Source organism: Achromobacter spanius, assembly GCF_039673305.1.
Lineage (GTDB): Bacteria > Pseudomonadota > Gammaproteobacteria > Burkholderiales > Burkholderiaceae_B > Achromobacter > Achromobacter spanius_F.
Genome location: NZ_JBDJLJ010000002.1, coordinates 199822 through 225756, shown reverse-complemented (window position 1 = coordinate 225756; position 25935 = coordinate 199822). Strand labels below are relative to the sequence as shown.

Genomic DNA, 25935 nt, shown 5'->3' with positions numbered 1-25935 from the left:
GCTTAGCGGCTCACGGAGCCACGCCACCCGGACACCTTGCCGACCCGGCACACGCTCGACAGAACGCAGTGCAAACGCCCCTTGGGGACGCTGGAGGTCGAAATGGAAGCCTTGGCAACACACGCTTGTGGCGCGGCCAACGGCAGGTGTAACTGCTGCAGGACGGCTGGGATGTGACCCTGGCCGTTCGCATCAACGCTCCGGTTTCGGATAGGCAGACCGAAGCAAGTGGAGCAATTTACCGCGTTGCGTCAAAGGTGGCAAATCGACCTTTTCCGACCGTTGCGCGGAAGGTTCGGTAACCATCCGGCCCCAAAAAGCCGGACAGCCTCTCTATACTTGTTCCGTCGTCCAGAACCGAGCCGCCGCCCATGGATTTGCGCATTGCCAGCATTCGCCGCTTCCTCTACAGCCACTACTTCTTCGGAGGGGTGCGCCAGGGGGTCGGCATGCTGTTGCCCGTGCTGGTGCTGGGCGGCCTGTTCGGCAACTACACCACGGGCCTGGTCGCCACCTTCGGCGCGCAGTGCCTGGCCATCATCGACCAGCCGGGCGGCCCGCAGCGCCACCGCACCAACGAAATGCTGGGCGGCGCTGCGCTGGGCACCATCACGGTCATCATCACCGGCCTGGCGTCCACGCATCCCGTGCTGATCTGGCTGGTGGTCATCGCGCAGTGCTTCGTCTATTCGATGTTCACCGTGTTCGGCAAGCGCGGCGGACTGATCGGCTTTGCCGGCCTGCTGCTGATGACCCTGACCATGCATTCGCCGCTGGAGCCGCACGAGGTGCTGGCCCATGCCGCCGCCACCCTGGGCGGCGCGCTGTTCTACGTGGCGTTCAGCCTGGGATTCTCGCGGCTGTTCTGGCTGCGCGAAGAGCAGCAGGCGATGTCGGTGGCGCTCTTTGCCACCGCCGACTACGTGGCGGCGCGCGCGTCCTTCTACGATGAAACCGCAGACCTGGACGAGGCCTACCGCACCCTGATCCAGCGCCAGTCGGTCATGACCGAGAAACACCAGGCCGCGCGCGACATGGTGCTGCGCGCCCTGCCCCGCGGCAAGGGCCTGGGCGACCGCCAGCGCGTCATGATCTGGAACATGTTCGTCGACATGCTGCAGCTGCTGGATACGCTGGTGGCCACGCACACCGACTACGCGGCGCTGCGCCGCACGCTGGCCGGCAACGACTGCCTGATGTTCATGCGCGACGCGCTGGTGAAGATGTCGCTGGAACTGAACCGGATCGCGCTGGATGTGTCGCGCGGCCGCAAGGTGCAGTACCGCAGCAGCGCCAAGGCCGAGCTGCGCGCCATCGAATACGAGATCGAACAGCTCAAGCAGCAGGGCCTGGGCGAACGCGATCCCGAGATGCTGGCGCTGATCATCCAGGTGCTGCGCCGCCTGCGGAACTCGGCGCGCATCGTGGACCGGCTGGCCGACCACACTGCGGCCTCGCCCGACGCCAGGCCCACCGACGTGCTGCGCATCAACAAGTCGCTGACCCGTTTCATTTCGCGCCAGGAATTCCGCTTCGGCCTGCTGACCAGCAACCTGCGGATGGATTCGCCGCATTTCCGCTACGCGCTGCGGGTGACGGCCGCCGCGGCAATCGCCATGACCCTGGCGAGCCGCTGGCTATCGCCGGCATTCTCGGCGCACAACTACTGGATCATGCTGACCATCGTCATCATCATGAAACCGGGCTTCGCGCTGACGCGACAGCGCAACGGCTGGCGGCTGATGGGCACCCTGATCGGCTGCATCTGCGCCCTGCTGCTGTTCAACGTCACCGACAAGCCCGGCGTCCTGTTCGCCGTGCTGCTGGGCGCCTGCATCATGGGCAACAGCCTGGTGCAGCTGAACTACATGGCCAGCGCCATCTTCAACACGCTGTTCGTGGTGCTGGTCTTTCACTTCGTATCGCCGGGCACCGTGTCCATGTCGGTGATCGGCGAACGCGCCATCGACACGCTGCTGGGCTGCGCGCTGGCGCTGATCTGCAGCTATATCCTGCCCTGGTGGGAAGCCCGCTACCTGAAGCCCCTGGCCTCGGCCGCGACCCGCGCCAACCGCGAGTACCTGCTGGCGGGGCTGCGCTACGTCGAAGCCATGCAGGCGCACGGCGCCCCCGTGGGCGCAGCGGCGGCCGAGACTCCCGCCGTGACCGACGCAGACCTGGCCTGGCGCCTGGCCCGCAAGAACGTGCACATCGCGTTCAGCAATTTCGCGGAAGCCTTCTACCGGATGATGAGCGAGCCCAAGTCGCACCAGGTCGACGTCCCGGAGCTGAACAACCTGCTGATCCAGAATCACGTGCTGGCCTCGCAGATCACCGCCGCGATCCCGATCCTGGCGGCGCTGCCGGCCACGCCCGAACCGGTCCAGCGGGCCCTGAAAGGCATGGCGGACCTGCTTGACGAAAACAACACGCAGCCGCCGGCCAACCTGCCGACCCAGTTCGACACGGGGGGCGATCAGGCCGCCCTCGCCTATCCGGTCAAGCAGATGCTCAAGGCCACCCACATGATCCGCCAGGAGCTCCAGGCGCTGGCCGATCCGATGCACGCGCCCCCGGTGGCGGCGGCAGCGACGTAAGGGTCGCGGGCGGTATTCGCAGGCAAAAAAAGCCGGCCCCGAGTGTTTCGGGGCCGGCTTTTTGCCGAGCCTGAAAGCGGGTGCAACAGCGAGCCGATGCGCCGTTGCCCGCCGCCTCAATCCAGCTTGCGGCGAAATACCAGCTTGTCTTCCGACGACGCCGCGGCGTCGTACGCATAGCCTTCCAGATCGAAGCCCTGCAGGCCTTCCGGCTTGGCGACCTTGTGCTGGATGGCGTAGCGGGCCATCAGGCCGCGCGCCCGCTTGGCGTGGAAGCTGATGACCTTCCAGGCGCCGTTCTTCCAGTCCTGGAACACGCACTGCACGACCCGCGCCTTCAGCGTCTTCAGGTCGACCGACTTGAAGTATTCCTCGGACGCCAGGTTGACGATGACGGGCGACTTCTGGCCGGACTGCCGTTCGTTCAGATAATCCGCGATGGCGCTGCCCCAGTATTCGTACAGGTTCTTGCCCTTGGGGTTGGCCAGGCGCGTGCCCATTTCCAGCCGGTACGGCTGCATCAGGTCCAGCGGACGCAGCACGCCATACAGGCCGCTGAGGATCGCGACATGCTCCTGCGCCCAGTCCAGCTGCCTGGCGGACAACGTGCCGGCGTCCAGGCCTTCATAGACGTCGCCGTTGAAGGCCAGCACGGCCTGGCGCGAATTGGCCTGCGTGAAGCTGCGCTTCCAGTGCGCATAGCGCTGGACGTTCAGCTCGGACAGGGCCGGGCTCAGGCTCATGAGTTCCGAGATGTCCTCGGCGGTCTTGGTCTTCAGGACCTTGATCAGGCCGGCGGCCTGGTCCACGAACAGCGGCTGGGTGTGCGTCTCGATGTGCAGCGGCGAGTCGTAGTCCAGCTTCTTGGCGGGGGAAAGCAAAAACAGCATTCAGGAATTCCTTTGTTAGCGCGCGGTCCAGCCGCCATCGACGGAGATGGTGGTGCCGGTGATTTGCGCGGCGGCGTCCGAGGCCAGGAAGACGGCGGTGCCGCCCAGTTGCTCCGGCGTCACGAATTGCAGCGAAGGCTGCTTTTCGCTGAGCAGGTCGCGGGCGGCGGCTTCCTGGTCCACGCCATTCTTTTCCGCCAGCGCGGTGATCTGCTTTTCGACGAGCGGGGTGCGGACCCAGCCCGGGCAGATGGCGTTGGCGGTAATGCCCTGGCCGGCCGTTTCCAGCGCCGTGACTTTGGTGAAGCCCACCACGCCATGCTTGGCGGCCACATAGGCCGACTTGCTGGCCGAAGCCACGAGGCCATGCGCCGATGCGATATTGATGATGCGGCCGGAGCCCTGCTTCTTCATGTGCGGCAAGGCGGCGGCGGTGCCGTGGAACACGGCCGACAGGTTCAGCGCCAGGATGGCGTCCCATTTCTCGACCGGAAAGTCTTCGATCAGCGCGGTGTGCTGGATACCGGCGTTATTGACCAGGATGTCGATGCGGCCCAGCTGGCGGACGGTGTTTTCGACCAGTTCGCGCACGGCTGCGCCCTTGGACAGGTCCGCGCCGTCGTAGATCACCTTCACGCCATGCTTTTCGGCCAGGCCGGCACGCAGCTTTTCAATGTCGGCCGCGTCGCCAAAGCCGTTCAGCACGATATCGGCGCCCTGCTGGGCGAAGGCCGTGGCGATACCCAGGCCGATGCCGCTGGTGGAACCGGTGACAAGCGCTACTTTTCCTTTGAGCATGAGCATTCTCCTGTGAGCTGGCGCATAAATCGGAAAGCGAAAACGGGCTTCAAGTGTAGCTGCCCGGCAAGGCGGTCATCATGCCATGCCCCCACGCGCCGCGGGGTCAAGCGGCGGGCGGCTTGTCCGGCGGCGCCGCTTCGGTCTGCGGCTCGTCCGCCACGGGCAGGCCCGCCATGCCGCCGTATCTTTCCGGCACGCGCTCGAGCACCTTGATCAGCACGGGCACCACGCCCATCGACACCGCGACGATCACCGACAGCACGTCGCGCTGTTCCAGGTTCACCAGGTGGTTGTCCCAGGCTTCGTTGAAGATGGCAAAGCTGAATTCGCCGCCTTGCGCCAGCACCAGGGCAAACAGCAGGCGATGGTAGCGGGGCAGGCCCAGAAAGCGCGCGAATCCGTAAAGGATCAGGGCCTTGACGGCCAACAGCGCCGCCACCCCGCAGAAGATGAACATCCAGTGGTGCGCCACCACCTTCAGGTTGATCGACATGCCGATGGCCACGAAGAACAGGCCCAGCAGCAATCCCTTGAAGGGGTCGATCGCCTTTTCGAGTTCGTCCCGATAGCGCGATTCGGCCATCAGGACGCCCACCAGAAAACCGCCCAGGCCCGCCGACAGGCCCGCATAGTCGAACAATTGGGCGGCGCCCACCACCATCAGCAGCGCCGCCGCGGTGAAGAGTTCATTCAATTCCGCCTTGGCCGCCCAGCCCAGCAACCGCAGGCGGTAAGCCAGGGCCACGACCGCCACGGCGACCAGCGCTTCCTTGAAGGACGGCGCCGACGTCCCGTCCGATCCCAGCAGGCCGGCCGCGACCAGCATGGGAATGGCGGCCATGTCCTGGAACAGCAGCACGCCCAGCGCCGAGCGGCCGAGCGGCGTGCGGGTCAGCTGGCGCTCGTCCAGCAGGCGCAGGGCCACCGCGGTGGACGACAGCGCCAGCGACAGGCCGCACAGTACCGCCGCCTGCCACTCCATGCCCGCCAGATGCCGCAGGGCCGCCCCGAACACCACCCCGAGCAGCAGTCCGCACACCAGCATCTGCAGGGTGCCCAGGATGAAGACCTCGTTGCGCATGGCCCACAGGCGCCTGGGCGACAGCTCCAGGCCGATGATGAACAGCATCATCACGACGCCCCACTGCGAGACGCCGATCATGGTGTCCACGTTGGTCACCAGCTTCAGGCACGACGGCCCGACCAGCACGCCCGCGATCAGGTAGCCCGGAATGGCCCCCAGACCCAACCTTTGGGTGATGGGCACGCAAAGCACGGCCGCGAGCAAAAGGATGAGGATCAGGTCCATGGAGGGAGCGGTAGGCGGAATGGGGGCAATTCTGGCCAAAGATTGCCCCGGCTGGAAGCCGGATGAAACCCGTGTGGTCCTTTTACCCGTTCTTTTTTCCTACCGCTTTACACAAACAAAAAAAATCCTGTAGAATTGCGGGCTTCGCTGCTCCGACAACGATGATCCTTCCGACCAGGGATCTGTGTGAAAGACCCGTTCTAAAAAACGGCGACTTCAACGTTACGGAATCCAGCCACGGAGAGGTGGCAGAGTGGTCGAATGTACCTGACTCGAAATCAGGCGTACGGTATCCCCGTACCGTGGGTTCGAATCCCACCCTCTCCGCCAGTATTCAAGAACGAAGCCCCTGAGAAATCAGGGGCTTTTTTCTTTTTGGCTTTCCCCGCAGCGCGGGGAAAGCCATGGAAGAAAAGGCTCGGACAAAAAAGGACGCAGGCAAAGCCGTCCGGGGCGCTGGATGGACGGCTGCCCGCCGCCTCCGCCCTATCCCGGCCCACGCAGCGCCTGCATCGGATCAATAGGCGGCGAGCCTCAACGCCGCGGACGATCCGACCGCCTCGACGGTTGCCACCGCAATGCCCCCCTGCCCCCCTCCCGGCAGCCGGAAGGCGCTGACCGCGCGCGTCAGGTCGGCCGCCTGGTCCTGCATGGACCCGGCCGCGGCCGCGGCTTCTTCCACCAGCGCCGCGTTCTGCTGCGTCACCTCGTCCATCTGCGACACGGCGCGGTTGACCTGTTCGATGCCGTCGGCCTGCTCGGCCGAGGCCGCGGCGATCTCGCCCATGATGTCGGTCACGCGCTGCACGGAACTCACGATCTCCTGCATCGTCGCCCCGGCGCGCTCGGCGCTGCCCGAGCCCTGGCTGATCTTCTGCACGGTGTCCTCGATCAGGACCTTGATTTCCTTGGCGGCCTGGGCGCTGCGCTGCGCCAGCGTGCGCACCTCGGCCGCGACCACGGCGAAGCCCTTGCCCTGCTCGCCTGCCCGCGCCGCCTCCACGGCGGCGTTCAGCGCCAAGATGTTGGTCTGGAAGGCGATGCCGTCGATGACGGAAACGATGTCGGAGATCTTCACGGAGCTGGCGGAGATCGCGTTCATGGTGCTCACGACTTCGGACACGGTGGCGCCGCCGCGCGACGCGGTATCCGAGGCTGCAGCCGCAAGCTGGTTGGCCTGCTTGGCGCTGTCGGCATTCTGCTTCACGGTGGACGACAACTGCTCCATGGACGCGGCGGTTTCCTCCAGGGAGGCGGCCTGCTGTTCGGTGCGGGACGACAGGTCCGTGTTGCCGGCCGCGATCTCGCCGGAGGCGGACGCAATGCTGTCCACCCCGGTCCGGATCCGGGAGACGGTGCCCGCCAGATTGGCGTTCATGGTTTCCAGCGCGCGCAGCAACTGCCCGATCTCGTCGCGGGACGTCACGGTGATCGTGCTGGTCAGGTCGTTGGCGGCCACGGTGCGCGCGACGCGCACGGCGTCGGACAGCGGACGGGTGATGCTGCGCGTCAGCAGCACGGCCAGCAGCAGGCCGCTGACGACCGCGACGGAGCCGATCACGATCATCCAGAAGTTGGCGGCGCCATAGGCGCTTTCAATTTCCGTGGCCCGCGCGTCGATGTCGGCGCGCTGCAGCTCGGACAGCCGCGTGATGTTGTCGATGAACTGGCGCGTCGCGGGCAGGAATTCCTGCGAGAAAATCTTGTTGGCGGCCTCCACGTTGCCTTCCTGCTTGGCCTTGAAGATGCCGTCGCGGGTGCGCAGGTAGTCGCCGCGGGCCTTCCCGATGCCCTGCCACAGCGTCTTTTCCTCGTCGCTTTCGATCAGCGGCTCGATCTTCTGCTGCAGCGCCGACGAGTTGCGGGTCGACGTCGCGGCTTCCTCGGTGAAGAAGCTCGCCAGGCTCGCATCGGCGCTCTTGGCGATCGCCGTGGTCCGGGTGACCCCGGTCTGGATGTTGCGCGCCCAGTCGTTGATCAGGCGCTCCTTGGTCAGCGACCGCTGGGTGAGCGTGTCGACCGATTCGTTGATGTTGGCCAGGCTGACCAGGCCCACGATGCACATGACCATGATCATGGCCAGCAAGATGGCGAAACCACCCGCAAGGCGGGTTCCAAGCTTCAAGTTTTTCATACTGCCTCCGGCTACTTCCAGGGCAAGTGTGAATGCGTGCTCAGGCGGATGCCTCGGCGGCGGACGAGCGCCGCCGCCAATGCAAGCCAGATGCCCGCAAGCCCCTGGATATCCGCCCCCAATAATGGTGTCCGTTGTGTCAAATAAGCGCCGTCGGGGAAGTCGTATCCGAGGGTTCCCGGGACGGTCGAACGGATGCTAGCAGCCCCGATTTGGCGGGCATCGGGCGAAATGGAGAACTTATTGACGCAAGCTCTACGGTTTGGACGAATCGGCCGACAGCGTTGTAAAAAAGCCCCATCCGGGGAGAAAAAAGGCGGCCGGATCGGCCGCCTTGCGGGCTATTGCGGCGACGTCGGCCGCGCCAGCTGAAAGGTGTCGGTGCTGCGCGCGTACCAGCCCCCGCCGTGCATGCGGGCGATCAGGCCCAGCGCCGGCGTGTCCACATGCCCGCGCGCCGCGTCGCGCACGCAGGCATCGTCCACATGCGCCCCCAGCACGCGGCCGATGACCACGATCTGGCGCGGTCCGGTGACGACTGTTGCCTGGCTGACACACTCCAGCGAAACCGGGCTGCCCTGGATCCGGGGCGGACGCACGTGCGTGGCGGGCAGCGCGGTCAGGCCGGCCGCCGCCATCTCGTCCACGTCGGCCGGATAGTCCGCGCAGGTCTGGTTCATCTCGCGGACCAGCGATTCGGGCACCAGGTTCACGACGAACTCGCCGTTCTCGATGATGTTGGCGCCCGTGTCCTTCAGTTCTCCGCTGGCATGGCGCATCAGGCCGATGGCGACCGTGGGGGGCTGGTGCCCCATGACGTTGAAGAAGCTGAAGGGCGCGGCGTTCACGACGCCTTTGTCCGACACGGTGGTGACCCATGCGATCGGACGCGGCGTGACGGTCGAGGTCAGGATGTTGTAGACCGTCTGCGCCGGCAAGGCGCTGAAATCAAAATGCATCGATCAGGCCTCCTGCTGCGAGCCGGCGGCGCCGATGGCCGAGACCGCGCGCTTTTCGCGGGTGTCGACCTGGAGCTGGAAGACGTCGGGCCGGGCGTAGTGGCCCGATACGTCGAAATCGTACTTGCCGCGCAGGATCTGATTGGGATTGATGTCGGCGTACAGGATCGTTTCGTCGGAAAAATCCGGCCCGGCCAGCACTTCGCCCAGCGGATCGATGATGGCGCTGCCGCCGCGCATCAGCACCGTGTCCGGCGCATCGCCCAGCGCGCACTCGAAATCGTCGGGATAGGCGCTGCGGCGCAGGTGCTGGCAAGCCGTCAGCACGTAGCAGCGGCCTTCCAGCGCGATGTGGCGCATGCTGGGAATCCAGGTGTCTCGGTCGTCGGCGGTGGGCGCGCAATACAGCGCCACGCCCTGGCTGTACATGTACATGCGCAGCATGGGCATGTAGTTTTCCCAGCAGATCACCGCGCCGATCTTGCCGTACGGCGTGTCGAAGACGGGCAGGGTCGAGCCGTCGCCAAAGCCCCAGATCAGCCGCTCGCCGGCGGTCGGCATCAGCTTGCGGTGCTTGCCGGCAAGGCCTTCCTGGCCATTGAAATACAGCACGGTGCAATACAGCGTGCCGCCGTCGGCCTCGATGCAGCCCATCACGACGAAGCTGCCGGTGTCGGCCGCGGCCTGGGCCACCAGCGCGACTTCCTCTCCATCCAGGCGGATCGCCTGCTGGTGGTAGCTGGCGAAGGCGTCGCGGCCTTCGGGCTTGCGCATGCCGATGGGTGCGCCGAAGGAGTTGCCCTTGGGATAGCCGCCCAGGAAGGCCTCGGGAAAGACCTGCACGCGGGCGCCCTGCTCGGCCGCCTGGCGAATCAGCGAAGCCGCCTTCTGAGCGCAGGCCACGCTGTCGGTGGGAATGGACGCCGCCTGGATGACGGCGGCCTTGAAGCTCTGTTGCACGGACATGTCTCGTCTCTCTTGTTAGTGGGCCGGATCTTCGTCGATGGCCTGGGCGCGCGTGTTGGGCAGCAGCAGGCTGCCTATGATGCCCACGACCACCATGACCGCCACCGGATACATCAGGCCGCCGAAGATATTGCCGCTGGCCTGCGCCAGGTAGGTGGCGGTAAACGGCACGATACCCCCAAAGATGCCCGCCCCGATGTGATACGGGAACGACAGCGCCGTATAGCGGATGCGCGCCGGGAACAATTCAACCAGATAGGACGCGACCGGGCCATAGACCATGGCGACGACGGCGGTCATGAGCACCAGGATCAGGATGATGGTGGCGCGGTCGATGCGCGCGGGATCCGCCTTGTCGGGATAGCCGGCCGCGGTCAACGCCTTGGCATAGGCGGCGCGGTCGAAGCCGTTGACGGTGGCCCCGCCCACGCTCATCGCGATCTCCTGGCCCGGAATCGGCGCCGCGTACTCGAAGTTGATGCCCTTGCCGACCAGGAATTTCTTGGCCTGCACGCAGACCTTCCTGTGGTCGGCATGGCTGCCGATCATCGCCGCCTGCAAGCCGAAATCGCACGCGCCGCCGCTGGTGTCGGCATGCACCCGGACCGGCGTGGTCTGCATGGCCTGCGCCAGGGCCGGGTTGCCGGCATTGAGCAGGACGTCGAACATGGCGTGGTAGCCCATCGCGCCGACGAACAGGCCAGCCATCATGATCCACTTGCGGCCGATCTTGTCCGACAGCCACCCAAACAGCACGAAGGTCGGCGCGCCGATGATGAAGCCGATGAGGATCAGCGTGTAGACGGTGGTCTGGTCAAGCTGCACGGCCTGCTGCATGAAGATCATGACGTAGAACTGGCCCGTGAAGTAGGTGGCGCCCTGGCCGGCGGTCACGCCGATCAGCGCCAGCAGCACCAGCCGCAGGCTGGGCCACTGGCCGAACGTTTCCTTGACCGGATTCTTCGACAGCCGGTTCTGCTTCTTCATGCGCGTGAAGACCGGCGATTCATGCAGCTTGGCCCGCACATAGATGGAAATGGCCAGCATGACGATCGACAGGATGAACGGCAGGCGCCAGCCCCACTGGCGGAAGTCTTCGGCGCTCATCGAGGCCTGGACGCACAGGATCACGACCAGCGACAGGATCAGGCCGGCCGACGACGTGATCTGGATCCAGCCCGTCAGCAGGCCGCGACGCCTGGGTTCGCAGTGTTCGGCGACGTAGATCACCGCTCCGCCATATTCCCCGCCCACGGCCAGGCCCTGCACGACCCGCAGCGTCAGCAGCAGGATCCACGAGAGATGGCCCGCCGATTCATAGGTGGGCAGGCAGCCGATCAGCACGGTCGCGCCGCCCATCATCACCACGGTGATCAGGAAGGTGTACTTGCGGCCCAGCTTGTCGCCCAGGTAGCCGAACATCACGGCCCCGAGCGGCCGGATGATGAAACCCACGGCCAGCGCCCCCAGCGCGGCCAGCAGCGCCACGGTGGGGTTGTCCTGCGGAAACAGCACCTGGCTCATGAAGACGGCCAGCGTCCCGTAGATGAAAAAGTCGTACCACTCGAACAGCGTGCCCAAGGTCGAGGCCACGACGACCTGGCGTTCTTCCTTCCGGCTGAGCGTAGGCCCGTCGTCGATCCTGGGCATTGCGACGTTTGCTTCCATGCTTGCTTTCCCCTGTCGTTTTAGATTGATACTGCTGTATGCATTAACTATTATCAAACTTATGGCAGCCAGGGAAAAAGCTAGGGGAAACCCGGCGGCCGGCGATCCAGCGGCCCGGCGGCGCGTTCCTGGCGTCCGGAAGGCCGCTGCTACACTGCCGCCACCGACACAGTGGAGGCAGTAATGGCAAGGCCCGCCGGCAAGGTTGAGAAGAACTCGGAACAGGCGCCGGCCGCGGCGCGCAGGGGCATCCAGTCGATCGAAGTGGGATTCCGGATCCTGGACGTGATCCGCAAGACCGGCCGCCCGATGCCCTTGAAGGAAATCGCCGACGCCTGTGAACTGACCGTCCCCAACGTCCACTACTACCTGGTCAGTTTCCAGAAGGTGGGCGTGGTGCAGCAGCACGCCGACACGGGCCATTACGGCCTGGGTCCCTATGCCTTGCGGCTGGGCCTGGCGGCGCTGGAGCAGTTCGACGTGTTCACCACCGCACGCCCCATCATGGCCGAGGTGGCCGCCGCCACCGGGCACACCGTATTCCTGGGGGTTTGGGGCAACAAGGGCCCGACCATCGTCTACCGCGTGGAAGGCAGCCGCAGTCGGCCGCTGCTGGAATTGCGCGTGGGTACCGTGATGCCCTTGCTGTCCTCGGCGCTGGGCCGCAACTTCCTGGCGCACCTGCCGGACGCGCTCACCCGCGAATTGCTGGAACAGGAAATGGCGTCGGCGGTGCCCGAAAGCCACGGAGGCACGGCCGGCAATTCGTACACACAGGAGGATGTGCAGGCGATCCGCGACGAAGTGCGCAAGCACCACATCAGCCGCTGCCGCCATGCCCTGCTGCCGCACTACACGTCGCTGTCGGCGCCCATCTTCGACATGCTCGGAGAAATGAAGGCCGCCATCACCCTGATGGGGCCAGTGGGCGCCGTGGACGACGACCTGGAGTCCGACACCGCCCGGCTGCTCAGCGAAAAAGCCCGCTCGATCTCGGCGACGGCGGGCTGGGTGGATCCTGAAGCGGGCTAGCGTGCTGTCCGGCGCCCCGATACCGCGCCGGCCTCAGCCTTCGGCGACGATCTTCGCGTCCTGGATGGTCTTGGCGTACTTCTGCTGTTCGCTCTTCATAAAGTCGGCAAAGCGCTGCACCCCGCCGCCGCCGTCCTCCGCACCCACCTGCGCCAGCTTCTCCTGCACGTCCGCCATCGCCAGCACCTGATCGATGTCGCGGTTCATGCGCTGGACCATGGCGTCCGGCATCCCGCCCGGGCCCACCATGCCAAACCAGATGCTGGCCTCGAAGCCCGGATAGCCCTGCTCGGCGACGGTCGGCACGTCCGGCTGGCTCCTGGACCGCTTCTGCAGCGTCTGCGCCAGGGCAATGACCTTGCCGGACTGCAGCAGCGGCGTGGCGGTCGTCATGCCTTCAAAGCAGTACTGCACGTGGCCGCCCATCAGGTCGTTCATCAGGGGCGCGGACCCCTTGTATGGCACATGCAGCACGTCGATCCCGGCGCGCGCCTTGAAGATTTCCAGCGCCAGGTGCTGGGCCGATCCGCTGCCGGCGGAACCGAACACGATCTTGCCCGGCTGCGCACGGCACAGCTGGACCAGGTCGGGCAGGGTCTTGGCCGGCTGGTTGGCGCCGCCGATCAGGATGGTGGGCGTCTTGCCCACCAGGGCGATGGGCGTGAAGTCCCGGTCCACCGAATACGCCAGCTTGGGCTGCAGGCCCGGGGCAATGCCGTGGCTGTTCACGTGCGCCATCAACAGGGTGTTGCCGTCATTGGGCTGGCGCGCGACCTGCTCGGCGGCGATGATGCCCGCCGCGCCCGCGCGGTTTTCGACGATGACCGGGATATTCCACAGCACGCCCAGCTTCTGCCCCAGCAGCCGCGCCAGCACGTCCGTGCCGCCGCCGGCGGGAAAGCCCACCACGATCTTCACGGGTCCGGACGGCATGTCCTGCGCCCGCGCCGCCGCCGGCAGGACCAGCGCCGCCCCCAGCGCCGCGGCGCCGGTCATGAATTGCCTACGTTGCATTGTTGTCTCCTCGCGCGCCGGTCCAAAGGCCGGCAACTGTTTATGTGGACACCGCCTGCCTCTGGCGCATCCGGCCGTCTGTCGCGGCCTGGATGCGAAGCCCCTGCACTACGTCTGCGTGAAAGCGCGCTGCCCGCCGCCGAAATCAGCGGGCAACGCGGGTCCACTTGCCGAAACGCTCGACCATGCGCTCGTCAAAGCCGAATCCCAGCCCGGGCTCCTGGTGCAGGACCACGCGCCCTTGCTTGTGGGTCAATTGACGGTCGACCAGCTTGCGGAAATTCAGGACCTGGTCGTCCCAGAAGAATTCCACGTAGCGCGCGTTCGGCGTCGCGGCCACCAGCGGCGCGTGCACGTCGTGGAACCAGTGCGGGCAGACCACCACGCCGTAGCTGGCGGCGGTGGCGGCGATGCGCTTCCATTCCGTGATGCCGCCGCAAACCGCCGCGTCCGTCTGCAGGATGCCGGCCGCGCCCTTGTCCAGCAGCTCTTTGTGATACCAGCGGCCGTAGCCGATTTCCGCCGTGGCGATCGGCAGGTGCGTCAGGCGCGCCAGCTTGGCGTGGCTGTCGATGTCGTCCGGACCGAAGGGTTCTTCGATGAAATACGGCTCGTATTGCTCGAAGCGGCGGATGTACTGCATGGCCTGGGTGACGTCCTGCCAGGCGTTGTTGCAGTCCATCATCAGCTCCACGTCGGGGCCGACAGCCTCGCGCGCGGCCTTCAGGCGGGCCTCTTCCTCGCGCGGCGACAGGCGGCCGGTCTTCATCTTGACGGCGCGGAATCCCTTGTCCACATAGCTGGCCATTTCCTCGCCCAGGTGCTGCGGGGTCTTGCCATCCAGGTAATAGCCGCCGCTGGCGTAAGCCGGCACGGTTTCGAGTTCCATGGCGCCGAGGAACTTGTGCAGCGGCAGGTTCGCCGTCTTGGCGTTCAGATCCCACAGCGCGATGTCCAGTGCGCTCAGCGCCCGCATCACCGTGCCCTGCCGCCCCTGCAGCAGCGCTTCCTGGTACATGGCCTGCCACAGTCCTTCGACGGCGTGCGAATCCTTGCCCAGCAGCACGGGGCCCAGCAGGCTCTGCACCGCCGCTTCGAAGATGGCGCCGCCAGCGCTGCCGACGTAGCAAAAGCCGATGCCTTCCACGCCATCCGTGGACCGGACCTTGACCAGACCGTAATGGCGGACCGACACCGTGCGGTTGGAAAACGAGGTGACTTTGTCCAGAGGCACCGCCGCGGCGCATACGTCTATGGATTCAATGATGGGCACGGTGGCTCCTTGATGGCTGGATGGTTTCGACGGGCCCGACCGGCGCGCGTTGCGCCGTATCGATGCCGTGAACGTATTCTTCCCGCCGCCAAAGAAAACAACAATTATCTTCATGCATCTTTAGAATATGGAAAAAACAACTTCCAAAGAGACAAGCCGCCGTGGACTCGCGCTTTCTGCAAACCTACGTGCACGTCGTGGAGCTGGGCTCCATCGCCCAGGCCGCCCGCCACCAGGGACTCACGCCCGCCACGGTGCAGCAAAGGCTGCGGGCGCTCGAGGCGGACGTAGGCAGCGCGCTGATCGCCCGTTCCGGCCGCACGGTCAAGCCCACGCCGGCAGGCGTGCGCATTCTTGAACGCGCGCGCGTCATCCTGCGCGACGTCCGCGACCTGCGTTCCGCCGCGTCAGACACGGAACTGCCCGCCGGGCCCCTGCGGCTGGGCGCCACGCCCACCGCGCTGACCGGCATCATGCCGCCGGTGCTGCGAACCTGGGTGGCGAGCCATCCGCGGATCGAGATCTATATCGAACCCGCGCCCACCACCCTGCTCTACGGCAAGGTGCTGTCCGGCGAACTGGACGGCGCGCTGCTGGTGCATCCGCTCTTTCCGATTCCCAAGACCTGCGCCTGGCGCGACCTGCGGCGCGAACCGCTGGTGCTCGTCACGCCGTCCGGCATGAAGGTCGACGACCCGCTGGCCGTCATCGCGCGGGAGCCCTACATCTGCTATGACCGCAGCGTGGTGGGCGGAAAGATGGCCGACGACTACCTGCGGGCGCGCAATCTGCGGCCGCGCGTCAGGTTTGAACTGGACGGCATCGACTCCATCGCGAAGCTGGTGTCGGAAGGGCTGGGGGTGGCGCTGCTGCCCGACTGGGCGACCACGGGCACGCCGTCGGCGCGCGTCACGCGCTGGCCGCTGCCCGCGCCCTGCCCGGTGCGCACGGTGGGCGCGATCTGGCTGCGATCCGGCGTGCGCTCGGCGCTGATGCGGGCGTTCGTGGAACTGACCGAATCGCAGCTCGGCCTGGGCGGAAAAGCCGGCGAACGCGCCGGCTAGGCGATGGCGTCTTCGCCGTTGCGCGCCACGACCACCCCGCCGGAAATCACCAGTCGGCGCGGCGCCGGCTGCGCCACGGCCTGCGCCACACAGCTCGCGTCGGCCAGCACCAGATCGGCGCGCGCGCCAGGGATCAGTCCATAGTCCGCAAAGCCGCACGCGCGGGCCGCCGCGGTTGTCACGCACTCCAGCGCCCACGCGATCTCGTCGTCGCGGCGCAGGTCGTTGCGCAGCCCGATCAGCATGGCGCGCGCCAGCATGTCGGGGCTGCCGTAAGGCGTCCAGGTGTCGCGGACGCCGTCGTTGCCGCCGAAGAGGGTCACGCCCGCTTCGCGGCAGGTGCGCAAGGACGGGACGGGCCGCGATGCCGGCGCCGTGGTCAGCAAGGCCACGTCGAGTTCGGCCAGGCGGCCGAGCAGGCCGTCCAGCCGCCTGGGTTCCAGGGCGCCCAGGCAGAAGGCATGGCTGATGACCACCTTGCCATGCATGCCCAGCGCCTGGACGCGGTCCAGGATCAGTTCAAGCGTGAAGGCGCCCAGTTCGCCGGGCTCGTGCAGATGGATATCCACCGGCTTGCCATGCTTGTCGGCCAGGCCGAACAACACGTCCAGCGACTTCGCGGGATCGCGGTCGATGGCGGACGGGTCCAGCCCGCCCAGCACGTCGGCGCCCTGCGCCAGCGCCCGGTCCAACAGGTCGGCCGTGCCGGCGCGCGCCAGCAGGCCGGACTGGGGGAAGGCCACGGTCTGGATTTCCACACGGCCGGCCAACGCCTGCCGTGTGGCGTGCACCCCGTCCAGGTGGCGCAGGCCGGCGTCGGTGTCGACATCGACGTGCGTCCGGATGCGGGTGGCGCCCGCCCGCAGGAACGCCAGGGCCAGGGCGCGGGAATGGCTTGCCGCGTCGTGGCCAGTGCGGGACCGCCAGGCGCGTTCATTGTCGATGCGGTCGGTCAGCGCCGGCCCGACTTCGTTCACGTACCAGGGCGAGCCCCAGGTCGTCTTGTCCAGATGGGTATGGCCTTCGATCAGGCCAGGCAGCAGCAAGGCTCCACCGCCTTCTTCCACCGCAACGGAGGAGTCGGCGGCGAGTCCGGGCCCGATCTGCTGGATGCGACCGCCGCGAACCAGCACATCCACGCCATCGCCCTGCGGCGCGCGGACATTCTTCAGGAGCAGGTCCGCCATGTCAGAGCAGAGGCGGTTCGATCCAGAAGAAGCGTTCGCCCTGACGGACCATGTCGGCCACGCCTTCGGCGCCAATGCGATAGTCCGTGCCCATCAGCGTGGCGCCGCCGTCCTCATGGATATGGATGACGGCCAGCGGGTCATTGGCCATGGTGTACCAGTAGTAACCGGGCTTGAGATCGTGCAGGTCAGTAGTCATGAGTCGAGTATACAAATAACCCCGCCGCGTTTTCAAAAAGACAACACATATTCAGGCCGCGCCTGACAGCTAGGTCGTGACACGTCATACTTCCCCTGCAAGACTTGAATAAGGCTCAAACAGACGACACGTGCCGACCCGGCCGCAACAGCGATAGCGCGCATGCACAGATCGCGAGGGAAACAGCGAGCACATGAAACGGCAGTCACTTCAATTCAGCGAACCGCACAAGCAGGCCATTCTGGATGGCGCCAAGGTGCAGAGCCGGCGCATTCTAAAGCCGCAGCCGTCGAAATTCACGACGGCCTGGTATGCGGACGCCGCGGATTCGGGCAGGTGGGTGGCCATGGGTCCCTCGCCTGATAATCCGTCTGAATTGCGCAAGACCTCAAGCTGGGTCAGATGCCCGTACGGAAAGTCCGGAGAAACCATTCTTCTTGCCGATGAGGCAGGGGTCCCATTCGCCAGCGCGGTCGTGGTGGGCGTGCGCATCCAACGTCTGCAGAACCTCACCGAATCCGACGCGCGCGCGGAAGGCACCCACGCCCTGTATCAAAGTTCTGCGTTGTTGCCTGGTGTTCCCCTCCAGACCGCGTTTGCGTTGATGTGGTGCGAACGCTATGGCGCGTCCGCATGGGCCGCCAATCCCTGGGTGTGGGTGGTGGAATATCGCCAGTCGACACCCTACGACGAGTTGGCCTGAGCGCTGGCGTGGCGTACGCACGCAACACAGTTACCCGCAGCCGTCGGCCGATAGTGACTACGTGTAACGAAGGCGTCCCGCTTCAGCCGATTCCAGGGTATTTCAATCGACTTCAACTGCGGGTTTACCGGAGAGCACGTCCGCTGCGGCAGCGCAGCACGCCTGGGGATTTCATCAAGGGGACGGTTGCGGATTGTCGCTATTGAGCCCGTGCCGCTTACGTATAACTGGCGCAAAGCACCGAAAATAGCGTCAACGGATATTCAACTTTGCTGCGTCATGCGGCAGGCAGGTGCAACATGAAAAAATGGCTTATCGCAGGTGTCGGTGCCGCGGGTCTGCTGATCTCCAGCGTCGCCCTGGCTCGCGTTGACGTCGGGATTTCCATCGGCGTCCCCGGGATCGTGTATCCCGCTCCGGTTTATGTCGCGCCGCAGCCGGTCTACGTGCCGCCGCCGCCTCCGGTCTATTACCGTCCGGCTCCGGTTTATGTCGCGCCCCCGGTGGTTTATCCGGCGCCAGTCTATTACCGTGGCGGCCGATATTATGATCGCGGCCATTATCACGGTCGCGGCCATGGCCACGGCTACTACCGCGGACGCGGGCACGACCGCGACTGAACCCGCAAGCGGCGCGCAAAACAAAGGCCACTCTGTCGAGTGGCCTTTTTTCCGCCAGGGCAATGTCCGGTGCCCTGCGGCATGCCGTTCAGACAGCGGGAGCCTGGACGGGTTTTCCAGCCAGGACGGCCGGTTGCTGCGGCGCCTGCTTGGCCTTGTTATCGGCCCAGCGCGGCGATTCCTGAACAAGATCGATCCATCGGCGAGGCGCACTCGACGCTCGCCACCAGCCATTATGCGGACGCATGAGCAAACTCCGGTTCACCGTTGAAACGCACACCATTGATACCTTGGAACAACTGTTGGCTTTCCTGTTCTGCTTCGTGCAAGTTTGCGAACGGCGCCTGTCCCGGCACGGTCCAGCATTTTTCCGGTGCGGTTCCGCCTACGCGGCGGGTCCATATCTGCACGCGGTAGCCATGCTCGTCTTCCCGAGCCACAGAGCATCTCACACGAAAATCTCCAATCATTCTTGAAGTCATGGACAACTCCTTGTTATATAAGTGAATGAAGCGTGTAGAACGCGGGTGTATTGTGCCGTAACTATCCGGCCCTTTTATCGGAATACACAATTGCTCACATCAAATCAAGCACTCATGCGAGCACGATAGCGTTCTAAAACGACAGGAATATGTCGCAATCATAAAAAAAAACGGAGCCCGAAGGCTCCGCCTTTTCATCAGCCATTTGGCCGATGGACAGGGTCATCAAGTCAGGGCTTGAGCACCGTCAGGCCACCCATGTAAGGCTGCAGCGCCTCGGGGATCAGGATGCTGCCATCTTCCTGCTGGTGGTTTTCCAGCACGGCGACCAGCGCGCGGCCCACGGCCAGTCCCGAACCGTTCAACGTGTGCACGAATTCCGGCTTGCCCTGGGCGTTGCGGAAGCGCGCCTGCATGCGGCGCGCCTGGAAGGTTTCGCAGTTGGACACCGACGAAATCTCGCGCCAGGTGTTCTGGGCCGGCAGCCACACTTCCAGGTCATAGGTCTTGGCCGACCCGAAGCCCATGTCGCCCGTGCACAGCAGGACCACGCGATACGGCAGGTTCAGCAGCTGCAGCACGCGCTCGGCGTGGCCGACCATTTCCTCGAGGGCTTCGTACGACTGGTCCGGCTGCGTGATCTGCACCATTTCGACCTTGTCGAACTGGTGCTGGCGGATCATGCCGCGCGTGTCGCGGCCGCCGCTGCCGGCTTCGGAGCGGAAGCAGGGAGTATGGGCGGTGAGCTTGAGCGGCAGGTCGGCGGCGGCCTGGATCGCGCCGCTGGCCACGCTGGTCAGCGTGATTTCGGACGTGGAGATCAGGTACTGGTCTTCGCGCACGTAAGGCTTGCCCTGGTCGTCGACCTTGGGGTCGTCGTCGCCGCCGCCCTTGGAGACCGCGAACATGTCGTCCTTGAACTTGGGCAGCTGGCCCGTGCCGAACAGCGTCGACGCGTTGACGATGTACGGCGTGTAGCACTCGGTGTAGCCGTGCGTGCCCGTCTGCAGGTCGAGCATGAACTGCGCCAGCGCGCGGTGCAGGCGCGCAATGGGGCCGCGCATGAACGAAAAGCGCGCGCCCGACAGCTTGGCGGCCATGTCGAAGTCCAGGCCCAGCGGTTCGCCAAGGGCGACGTGGTCGCGCGCTTCGAATGCCAGGGCCGGCGGGTTGCCATCGGCACCCGCGGCGCCAGGCAGCCAGCGGCGGACCTCGACGTTGTCGTCGGCGGATTCGCCCAGGGGCACGCTGGCGTGCGGCAGGTTCGGCACCGACATGAGCAGGTCGTTGAGCGGCTGCTGCAGCGCGGCCAGCTCTTCTTCCAGCTGCTTCAGGCGTTCCGGCACGGCCTGGGATTCCGCCATGACGGCGCTGGCGTCCTCGCCCTTGGCCTTGAGCTGGCCGATCTGCTTGGCCAGCGCGTTGCGGCGGGCTTGCAGGGACTCGGTTTCGGTCTGGACGGCCTTGCGGCGAGACTCCAGGTCGTTGAACCGTTCCGTGTCGAAGGTCACGCCACGGCTCTTGAGGCGGTCTACGACGGTTTGCAGGTCTTTGCGCAGCAGTATCGGGTCTAGCATGGTGTAGTCGGTGAGGTTGCGAGAAGCAACGGGCGCGGCCCGTTACCGGTTTTTGGCACGTTCCTGCGCGTCCAGCTCACGCAGGAAAGCCAGCTTTTGCTGGATTTTAGCCTCCAGCCCGCGATCGGTCGGGCGGTAGAAGGTAGGCTTGAGTCCATCGGGGAAATATTGCTCGGCGGCGGCGTACCCGTGGGGCTCGTCGTGCGCGTAGCGGTAGGCCTTGCCGTGGCCCAGCTGTTTCATCAATTTCGTGGGCGCATTGCGCAAGTGTATGGGCACCGGCGCGCTGCCGTGTTCCGCGGCAAACTTGCGCGCCTGGTTGTACGCGTTGTAGACGGCGTTGGACTTGGCCGCGCAGGCCATGTAGACCACCGCCTGCGCCAGCGCCAGTTCGCCTTCGGGGGAGCCCAGGCGCTCGTAGATGTCGGCGCCATTGACCGCCAGGTCCGTGGCGCGGGGGTCGGCCAGGCCGATGTCCTCCACCGCCATCCGCACCAGGCGGCGCGCCAGGTATTTGGGATCGGCGCCGCCATCGATCATGCGGCAGAACCAGTACAGCGCGGCATCCGGATTGGAGCCGCGCACCGATTTGTGCAGGGCGCTGATCTGGTCGTAGAAGGCGTCGCCGCCTTTGTCGAAGCGCCGCAGGTTCTGCGACAGCGAGATCTCGAGCCAGGCGGCGTCCACCGTGTCGCGCCCCGCCGCCTGCGCGGATTCGGCCACGACTTCCACCGCGCTGATCAGCCGGCGCGCATCGCCATCGGCCCAGGCCGCCAGTTGCTCGCGCGCGTCGGGTTCGATCCGGATGGCCTCGCCCTCTTCCAGGCCTTCATTGAGCGCCTGCACCGCGCGGTCGACCAGTTGCTGCAGTTCTTCGGCCGTGAGCGACTGCAGCACATAGACGCGCGCCCGCGACAGCAGCGCGGAATTGACCTCGAACGAAGGGTTCTCGGTGGTGGCGCCGATGAAGGTGAAGAGTCCGCTTTCCACGTACGGCAGAAAGGCGTCCTGCTGGGCCTTGTTGAACCGGTGGACTTCGTCGACGAAAAGGATGGTGCGCCGCCCCTGGCCCTGCGCGATCTGCGCCACGGTGACGGCGTCGCGGATGTCCTTGACGCCGCCCAGCACGGCCGAGATGGCGATGAACTGGGCGTCGAAGCCGTCGGCCATCAGCCGCGCCAGCGTGGTCTTGCCCACGCCCGGCGGCCCCCAGAAAATCATGGAGTGCGGACGGCCCGATTCGAAGGCGACGCGCAGCGGCTTGTCCGGCCCCAGCAGGTGCGACTGCCCGACGACGTCGGCAAGGGTGCGCGGGCGCAGGCGTTCGGCCAGGGGAACGTAGGGCCGATGGGCGGGATCGGCCGCGAAGAGATCGTTGCTCATTGGCAGCAGATGGAGGAAGACAGCAAGGAATTCAAGTCAGCATTACACCATGCCCGCCGCCTGCAATTGCCGCCCCGCCCATGGCGGGGCCAGGGGCGGCGGTTCCCGCATGGCCTATGCCAGTTCGGGCGGCGAGAACCGGCGGTTCGCCAGCACCGGCAGCACCTTGCGGGCGTGCGCCAGGCGTTCGGGATCGATGTCGGCAAACACCAGCGCGGGCGCCTCGCCGGCGCGCGCCGTGACGACGCCCAGGGGATCCACCACCATGCTGCAGCCGATGTTGCGCTCGCCGCATTCGCCGGTGGCGGCGACGTAGCAGGTGTTCTCGAGCGCGCGGGCCGTGACCAGGACTTCCCAGTGCATTTCCTTGAGCGGGCCGCGCACCCAGGCGGCCGGCAGCACCAGCAGGTCGGCGCCGTCCAGCGCCAGCCGGCGGGCCAGTTCGGGGAAGCGCACGTCGTAGCAGGTCATGAGCCCCACGCGCAGCCCGCCGATATCGAGCAGCGGCGGGATGTCGGCGCCGGGCGTGACGTTGGTGGACTCCTTCATGGTGAAGGCGTCGTACAGATGCAGCTTGCGGTACTGCGACACGATCTGTCCGTCGCGCAGCGTGACCAGCGTGTTCCACACCCGGCCTTCGCCCGTGGGGACGTGGACGCACATCATGGTGGCCATGTCCGAGCCGCGGCTGGCTTCCAGCAGGCGGGTGATGAAGGGGCCGTCCAGCGGCTGCGCGGCCTTGAGCACGATCTGCGGGTCCGTGATGTCGCGCGCGAGGATGCCTTCGGGCAGCACCAGCAGGCCGGCTCCGCCCGCCCGGGCGCGTTCCATCAGGTCGATGCAGACCTGCGCATTTTCTTCCCAGACGCGGCTGACGGCGAACTGGCCCAAGGCAACTTTCAGCATGGCTTTTCCTCTGTGTGGACGCCCAGGCGCGCAGCGGCGGCGCGCGTGACATGGAACTATTTTCCCATTGTCGGCCTCGCGCCGACTACGGGAAACTCCTAGCTGCCCGTTGTAAATTTCTTTCACGATAATGAAAAAAACCAGATTTGAAGTAAATATTTTCCATAACGGGCGCCCGCCATGACGAATTCTTCCTCCCCCGCAGCCCCCCTGGACGTCAACGGCAAAGGCCTGGGCGCGTTCCCGGAATCCTGTACGACCGCCGAGGTGGCGGCGCTGAACTGGAATCTGCTGGACGAGGACGTGAGCCTGCCCGTGGCCGTCCTGTACGAAGCCCGCATGCGCCACAACCTGCAATGGATGCAGCAGTTCATGGAGGCCTACCACGTCAAGCTGGCCCCGCACGGCAAGACCACGATGAGCCCCGCCCTGTTCAAGCGCCAGATCGACAACGGCGCCTGGGGCATCACGCTGGCCACCGCCCCGCAGGTTTTGGCCGCATACCAGCACGGCGTGCGCCGGGTGCTGATGGCCAATCAGCTGGTGGGCCGCGCCAACATGGCCATCATCGCGCGCCTGCTGCGGGACCCCGCCTTCACGTTCTTCTGCATCGTGGATTCGGCGGCCAACGCCGCCCAGCTCGGCAAGTATTTCGGCGACCAGGGCCTGGTGCTGCCGGTGCTGATCGAACTGGGCCCCGCCGGCGGCCGCACCGGCGTGCGCGACGACGCGCAGCTGCAGGCCGTGGCCGATGAAATCGGCCGCTGGCCCGGCCTGGCATTGGCCGGCATCGAGGTCTACGAAGGCGTGCTGCAGGACGAAAGCGCCATCCGCGCCTTCCTGCGCCGCGCCACGGACGCGCTGCGCGGGCTTGCCGCCGCCGGCAGGCTGCGCAAGAATGGCCCGGCCGTGATCTCCGGCGCCGGCTCCGCCTGGTTCGACGTCGTCGCCGAGGAATTCTCGCAACTGGACATCGGCGCGCCCCTGGAAGTGGTGCTGCGCCCGGGCTGTTACCTGTCGCACGATGTCGGCATCTACCGCAGCGCGGCCGAACGCATCAACGCGCACAACCCGGTTGCCCGCAAGATGGAGCCCGGCCTGCAGCCCGCCCTGCAGGTGTGGGCCTACGTGCAATCGCTGCCCGAACCGGGGCGCGCCATCATTGCGCTGGGCAAGCGCGACGCCGCCTTCGACGCGGGCCTGCCCGCCCCCGCCCTGCTGTACCGGCCCGGCCAGGCGGCGCCCGGCGCCGCGCCGGCGCACTGGAAGCTGACCGCCATGATGGACCAGCACGCCTTCATGCAGATCGGCGAGGGCGACGACATCCAGGTCGGCGACATGATCGCCTTCGACATCTCCCATCCCTGCCTGACGTTCGACAAATGGCGTCAGGTCCTGCTGGTCGACGAGCAGTTCCGCGTCGCCGGCGTTGCCGAAACGTTTTTCTAGTCCCCCAGCCCGCGGCACCGCGCCAGGCCCGAAGGGGGCCAGCAGCACCAGGGATCCCGGCGCCCGAACGATACCAAGCGACAACCTGTTTCTGACCCTCTGGAGAGAGAATCATGAACTTCCGTACCTCCCGGCGAGGCGGTGGGCTGAAGAGCCTGCTCGCGGCCGGCGCAATTGGCTTGACCGCATTGTCGTCCCCCGCCCTCTGTGCCACGCCGGTCAAGGGAGGCACGATCTCCGTCGCCACCATCGGCGAGCCGCCGACGCTGGATCCGATGACCAGCACCGCGGACCTGGTGGGCATCCTGACCCAGCACTTCTTCGAGACGCTCTACACCTTCGACGCCAAGTGGAACCTGACGCCCCTGCTGGCCGACAAGATGCCGGAAGTGTCGGCCGACGGCCTGGTCTACACGATCCCGCTGCGCCAGGGCATCACGTTCCATGACGGGTCCAAGATGGATTCGTCCGACGTGCTGGCTTCCCTGAAGCGCTGGACCGAGACCGCCACGCGCGGCAAGATGGCCGCCAAGATCATCGCGAACCTGGAAGCCCCGGACGCGAACACGATCCGCATCACGCTCAAGCAGCCCTATGCGCCCCTGACCGCCCTGCTGGCGATGAACAACAGCGCCGCCGTCGTCATGCCCAAGGGCAAGATTGCGCCGGCCCTGACCGAGTTCGTCGGCACCGGCCCTTATCAGCTCAAGGCGCGGGTGCCCGACCAGTACGTGCAGCTGGTGCGCTTCGACGGCTACAAACAGCGCGAAGGCGAGCCCGACGGCTACGGCGGCGCGCGCAAGCAATACCTGGACGAAATCCGTTTCGTGCCGGTCAGCAACGCCAACACCCGCGTCGAAAGCGCGGTGGCCGGCCAGTTCGACTACGTGGACTCGCTGCCCGTGGAGTCGCTGCCCAAGCTGAAGAATGGCCGTTCGGATCCCGTGATGCTCAAGCCCTTCGGCTGGCCGCGCCTGGTGCTCAACACCAAGCAGGGCATCATGTCGAACCAGGCGGTCCGCCAGGCGGTGCAGCTTGCCCTGAACGAAGAAGACATGCTGTTCGCCGCCTTCGGCGACAAGAATTTCTACAAGCTCAACGGCGACCTGTATCCGGAAGGCTATCCGTGGGCCACGTCGCTGGGCGGCAAGGTCTACAACAAGGCCGACGCCGCGGCCGCCAAGAAGCTGGTGGACGGCGCCAACGTGCAGGACCGCAAGATCCGCATCCTGACCAGCCAGCAGTACGAGTTCCACTACAAGATGGCGCTGGTGGCCGCCGAATACCTGAAGGCCGCGGGCTTCACCGTGGACATGCAGGTCGTGGACTGGGCCACGCTGACGCAGCGTCGGCAGGATCCGGCGGTGTGGGACATCTTCATCACGCACAGCCCGTTCCTGCCCGAGCCGGCCCTGATCGACTTCCCGTCCAAGGACGCGCCCGGCTGGTGGGACACGCCGCGCCGCAACCAGGTGCTGGACGCCTTCAACCAGGCCGGTTCGCAGGAAGAGCGCGTCAAGCGCTGGGCGGACGTGCAGCAGGCGGTGTACGACGAAGTGCCTTTCATCAAGGTCGGCGATTTCAACGCGCAGGCCGCGCGCTCGCCGGCGCTGCAAGGCACCCGTCCCGTGCCGTGGCCGTACTTCTGGAATGCATGGAAGGCGCCCAAGTAAACGCCGGCGCAGCGGGCGGCAGCCGCCGCCCGCCCACGAAGACACTCGC

General features: G+C 66.0%; 22 protein-coding genes and 1 tRNA gene. 8 read left to right on the top strand and 15 right to left on the bottom strand.

The genetic code is table 11. From position 1 onward, the window contains the following. Window positions 1-371: 371 nt before the first annotated feature. A complete protein-coding gene (locus ABE485_RS03260; RefSeq protein ID WP_346513412.1) occupies window positions 372-2597 on the top strand; it encodes an FUSC family protein in 2226 nt (741 codons plus the stop codon). Window positions 2598-2713: 116 nt separating this feature from the next. Here the strand turns inward: ABE485_RS03260 and yaaA are convergent, their stop codons facing one another. The 3 genes from yaaA to ABE485_RS03245 form a co-directional block, all read right to left on the bottom strand. Further along, window positions 2714-3487, bottom strand: coding sequence for a peroxide stress protein YaaA (gene yaaA / locus ABE485_RS03255; protein ID WP_346513410.1), 774 nt, complete (start codon window positions 3485-3487; stop codon window positions 2714-2716). 15 nt (window positions 3488-3502) lie between these two features. Further along, the gene (locus tag ABE485_RS03250; protein WP_346513408.1) at window positions 3503-4285 is read right to left on the bottom strand and encodes a 3-hydroxybutyrate dehydrogenase; all 783 of its coding nucleotides are present in this window, start codon (window positions 4283-4285) and stop codon (window positions 3503-3505) included. A gap of 106 nt (window positions 4286-4391) precedes the next feature. Beyond that, on the bottom strand, window positions 4392-5597 hold the full coding sequence (locus ABE485_RS03245; RefSeq protein ID WP_346513406.1) for a cation:proton antiporter: 1206 nt from the start codon (window positions 5595-5597) through the stop codon (window positions 4392-4394). 239 nt (window positions 5598-5836) lie between these two features. Between ABE485_RS03245 and ABE485_RS03240 the strand changes: the two genes are divergently transcribed. Further along, window positions 5837-5927, top strand: a tRNA-Ser gene (locus tag ABE485_RS03240). A 187-nt stretch (window positions 5928-6114) separates the two neighbouring features. Here ABE485_RS03240 and ABE485_RS03235 read toward each other — a convergent pair. The 4 genes from ABE485_RS03235 to ABE485_RS03220 form a co-directional block, all read right to left on the bottom strand. Then, entirely contained in the window at window positions 6115-7731 is a 1617-nt protein-coding gene (locus tag ABE485_RS03235) for a methyl-accepting chemotaxis protein (protein WP_346513404.1), read from the bottom strand. 341 nt (window positions 7732-8072) lie between these two features. Then, a complete protein-coding gene (locus tag ABE485_RS03230) occupies window positions 8073-8690 on the bottom strand; it encodes a flavin reductase family protein (RefSeq protein WP_346513402.1) in 618 nt (205 codons plus the stop codon). 3 nt (window positions 8691-8693) lie between these two features. Beyond that, window positions 8694-9656, bottom strand: coding sequence for a carbon-nitrogen hydrolase family protein (locus ABE485_RS03225; RefSeq protein ID WP_346513400.1), 963 nt, complete (start codon window positions 9654-9656; stop codon window positions 8694-8696). Between the two features lie 15 nt (window positions 9657-9671). Then, window positions 9672-11324, bottom strand: coding sequence for an MFS transporter (locus ABE485_RS03220; protein WP_346513398.1), 1653 nt, complete (start codon window positions 11322-11324; stop codon window positions 9672-9674). A 183-nt stretch (window positions 11325-11507) separates the two neighbouring features. Here ABE485_RS03220 and ABE485_RS03215 point away from each other — a divergent pair, with 183 nt between their 5' ends. Further along, window positions 11508-12356 carry an IclR family transcriptional regulator gene (locus ABE485_RS03215; protein WP_346513396.1) on the top strand — a complete coding sequence of 283 codons (849 nt, stop codon included), beginning with the start codon at window positions 11508-11510 and terminating at the stop codon, window positions 12354-12356. 33 nt (window positions 12357-12389) lie between these two features. On the opposite strand, the gene ABE485_RS03210 is transcribed toward ABE485_RS03215, so the two are convergent. Continuing rightward, a complete protein-coding gene (locus ABE485_RS03210) occupies window positions 12390-13370 on the bottom strand; it encodes a Bug family tripartite tricarboxylate transporter substrate binding protein (RefSeq protein WP_346513394.1) in 981 nt (326 codons plus the stop codon). Window positions 13371-13515: 145 nt separating this feature from the next. Next, window positions 13516-14643, bottom strand: coding sequence for a mandelate racemase/muconate lactonizing enzyme family protein (locus ABE485_RS03205; RefSeq protein ID WP_346513392.1), 1128 nt, complete (start codon window positions 14641-14643; stop codon window positions 13516-13518). Between the two features lie 161 nt (window positions 14644-14804). Here ABE485_RS03205 and ABE485_RS03200 point away from each other — a divergent pair, with 161 nt between their 5' ends. After that, window positions 14805-15707, top strand: a complete 903-nt coding sequence (locus ABE485_RS03200; RefSeq protein WP_346513391.1) for a LysR family transcriptional regulator — start codon at window positions 14805-14807, stop codon at window positions 15705-15707. Here the strand turns inward: ABE485_RS03200 and ABE485_RS03195 are convergent. Further along, window positions 15704-16894: an amidohydrolase family protein gene (locus ABE485_RS03195; protein ID WP_346513389.1), complete on the bottom strand. Its 1191-nt coding sequence runs from the start codon at window positions 16892-16894 to the stop codon at window positions 15704-15706. The two genes, ABE485_RS03200 and ABE485_RS03195, sit on opposite strands and share 4 nt — an antisense overlap. A gap of 1 nt (window position 16895) precedes the next feature. Continuing rightward, window positions 16896-17093: a hypothetical protein gene (locus ABE485_RS03190; RefSeq protein WP_346513388.1), complete on the bottom strand. Its 198-nt coding sequence runs from the start codon at window positions 17091-17093 to the stop codon at window positions 16896-16898. 193 nt (window positions 17094-17286) lie between these two features. Between ABE485_RS03190 and ABE485_RS03185 the strand changes: the two genes are divergently transcribed. Both ABE485_RS03185 and ABE485_RS03180 read left to right on the top strand, forming a co-directional pair. After that, window positions 17287-17796: a hypothetical protein gene (locus ABE485_RS03185; protein ID WP_346513386.1), complete on the top strand. Its 510-nt coding sequence runs from the start codon at window positions 17287-17289 to the stop codon at window positions 17794-17796. 299 nt (window positions 17797-18095) lie between these two features. Then, window positions 18096-18416 (top strand): virulence factor, encoded by a 321-nt coding sequence (locus ABE485_RS03180; RefSeq protein WP_346513385.1) that lies wholly within the window; start codon window positions 18096-18098, stop codon window positions 18414-18416. A 233-nt stretch (window positions 18417-18649) separates the two neighbouring features. Here ABE485_RS03180 and ABE485_RS03175 read toward each other — a convergent pair whose 3' ends face one another. The 4 genes from ABE485_RS03175 to ABE485_RS03160 form a co-directional block, all read right to left on the bottom strand. Then, window positions 18650-18898, bottom strand: a complete 249-nt coding sequence (locus tag ABE485_RS03175; RefSeq protein ID WP_346513383.1) for a hypothetical protein — start codon at window positions 18896-18898, stop codon at window positions 18650-18652. 230 nt (window positions 18899-19128) lie between these two features. After that, on the bottom strand, window positions 19129-20475 hold the full coding sequence (serS, locus tag ABE485_RS03170; RefSeq protein ID WP_346513381.1) for a serine--tRNA ligase: 1347 nt from the start codon (window positions 20473-20475) through the stop codon (window positions 19129-19131). Between the two features lie 42 nt (window positions 20476-20517). Next, entirely contained in the window at window positions 20518-21858 is a 1341-nt protein-coding gene (locus ABE485_RS03165; RefSeq protein WP_346513379.1) for a replication-associated recombination protein A, read from the bottom strand. Between the two features lie 114 nt (window positions 21859-21972). Further along, on the bottom strand, window positions 21973-22764 hold the full coding sequence (locus tag ABE485_RS03160; protein WP_346513378.1) for a deaminated glutathione amidase: 792 nt from the start codon (window positions 22762-22764) through the stop codon (window positions 21973-21975). 180 nt (window positions 22765-22944) lie between these two features. Here ABE485_RS03160 and ABE485_RS03155 point away from each other — a divergent pair, with 180 nt between their 5' ends. Next, entirely contained in the window at window positions 22945-24213 is a 1269-nt protein-coding gene (locus ABE485_RS03155; protein WP_346513376.1) for an amino acid deaminase, read from the top strand. 113 nt (window positions 24214-24326) lie between these two features. Beyond that, complete coding sequence (locus ABE485_RS03150; protein ID WP_346513375.1) at window positions 24327-25886, top strand: ABC transporter substrate-binding protein; 1560 nt, start codon at window positions 24327-24329, stop codon at window positions 25884-25886. Window positions 25887-25935 lie beyond the last annotated feature (49 nt).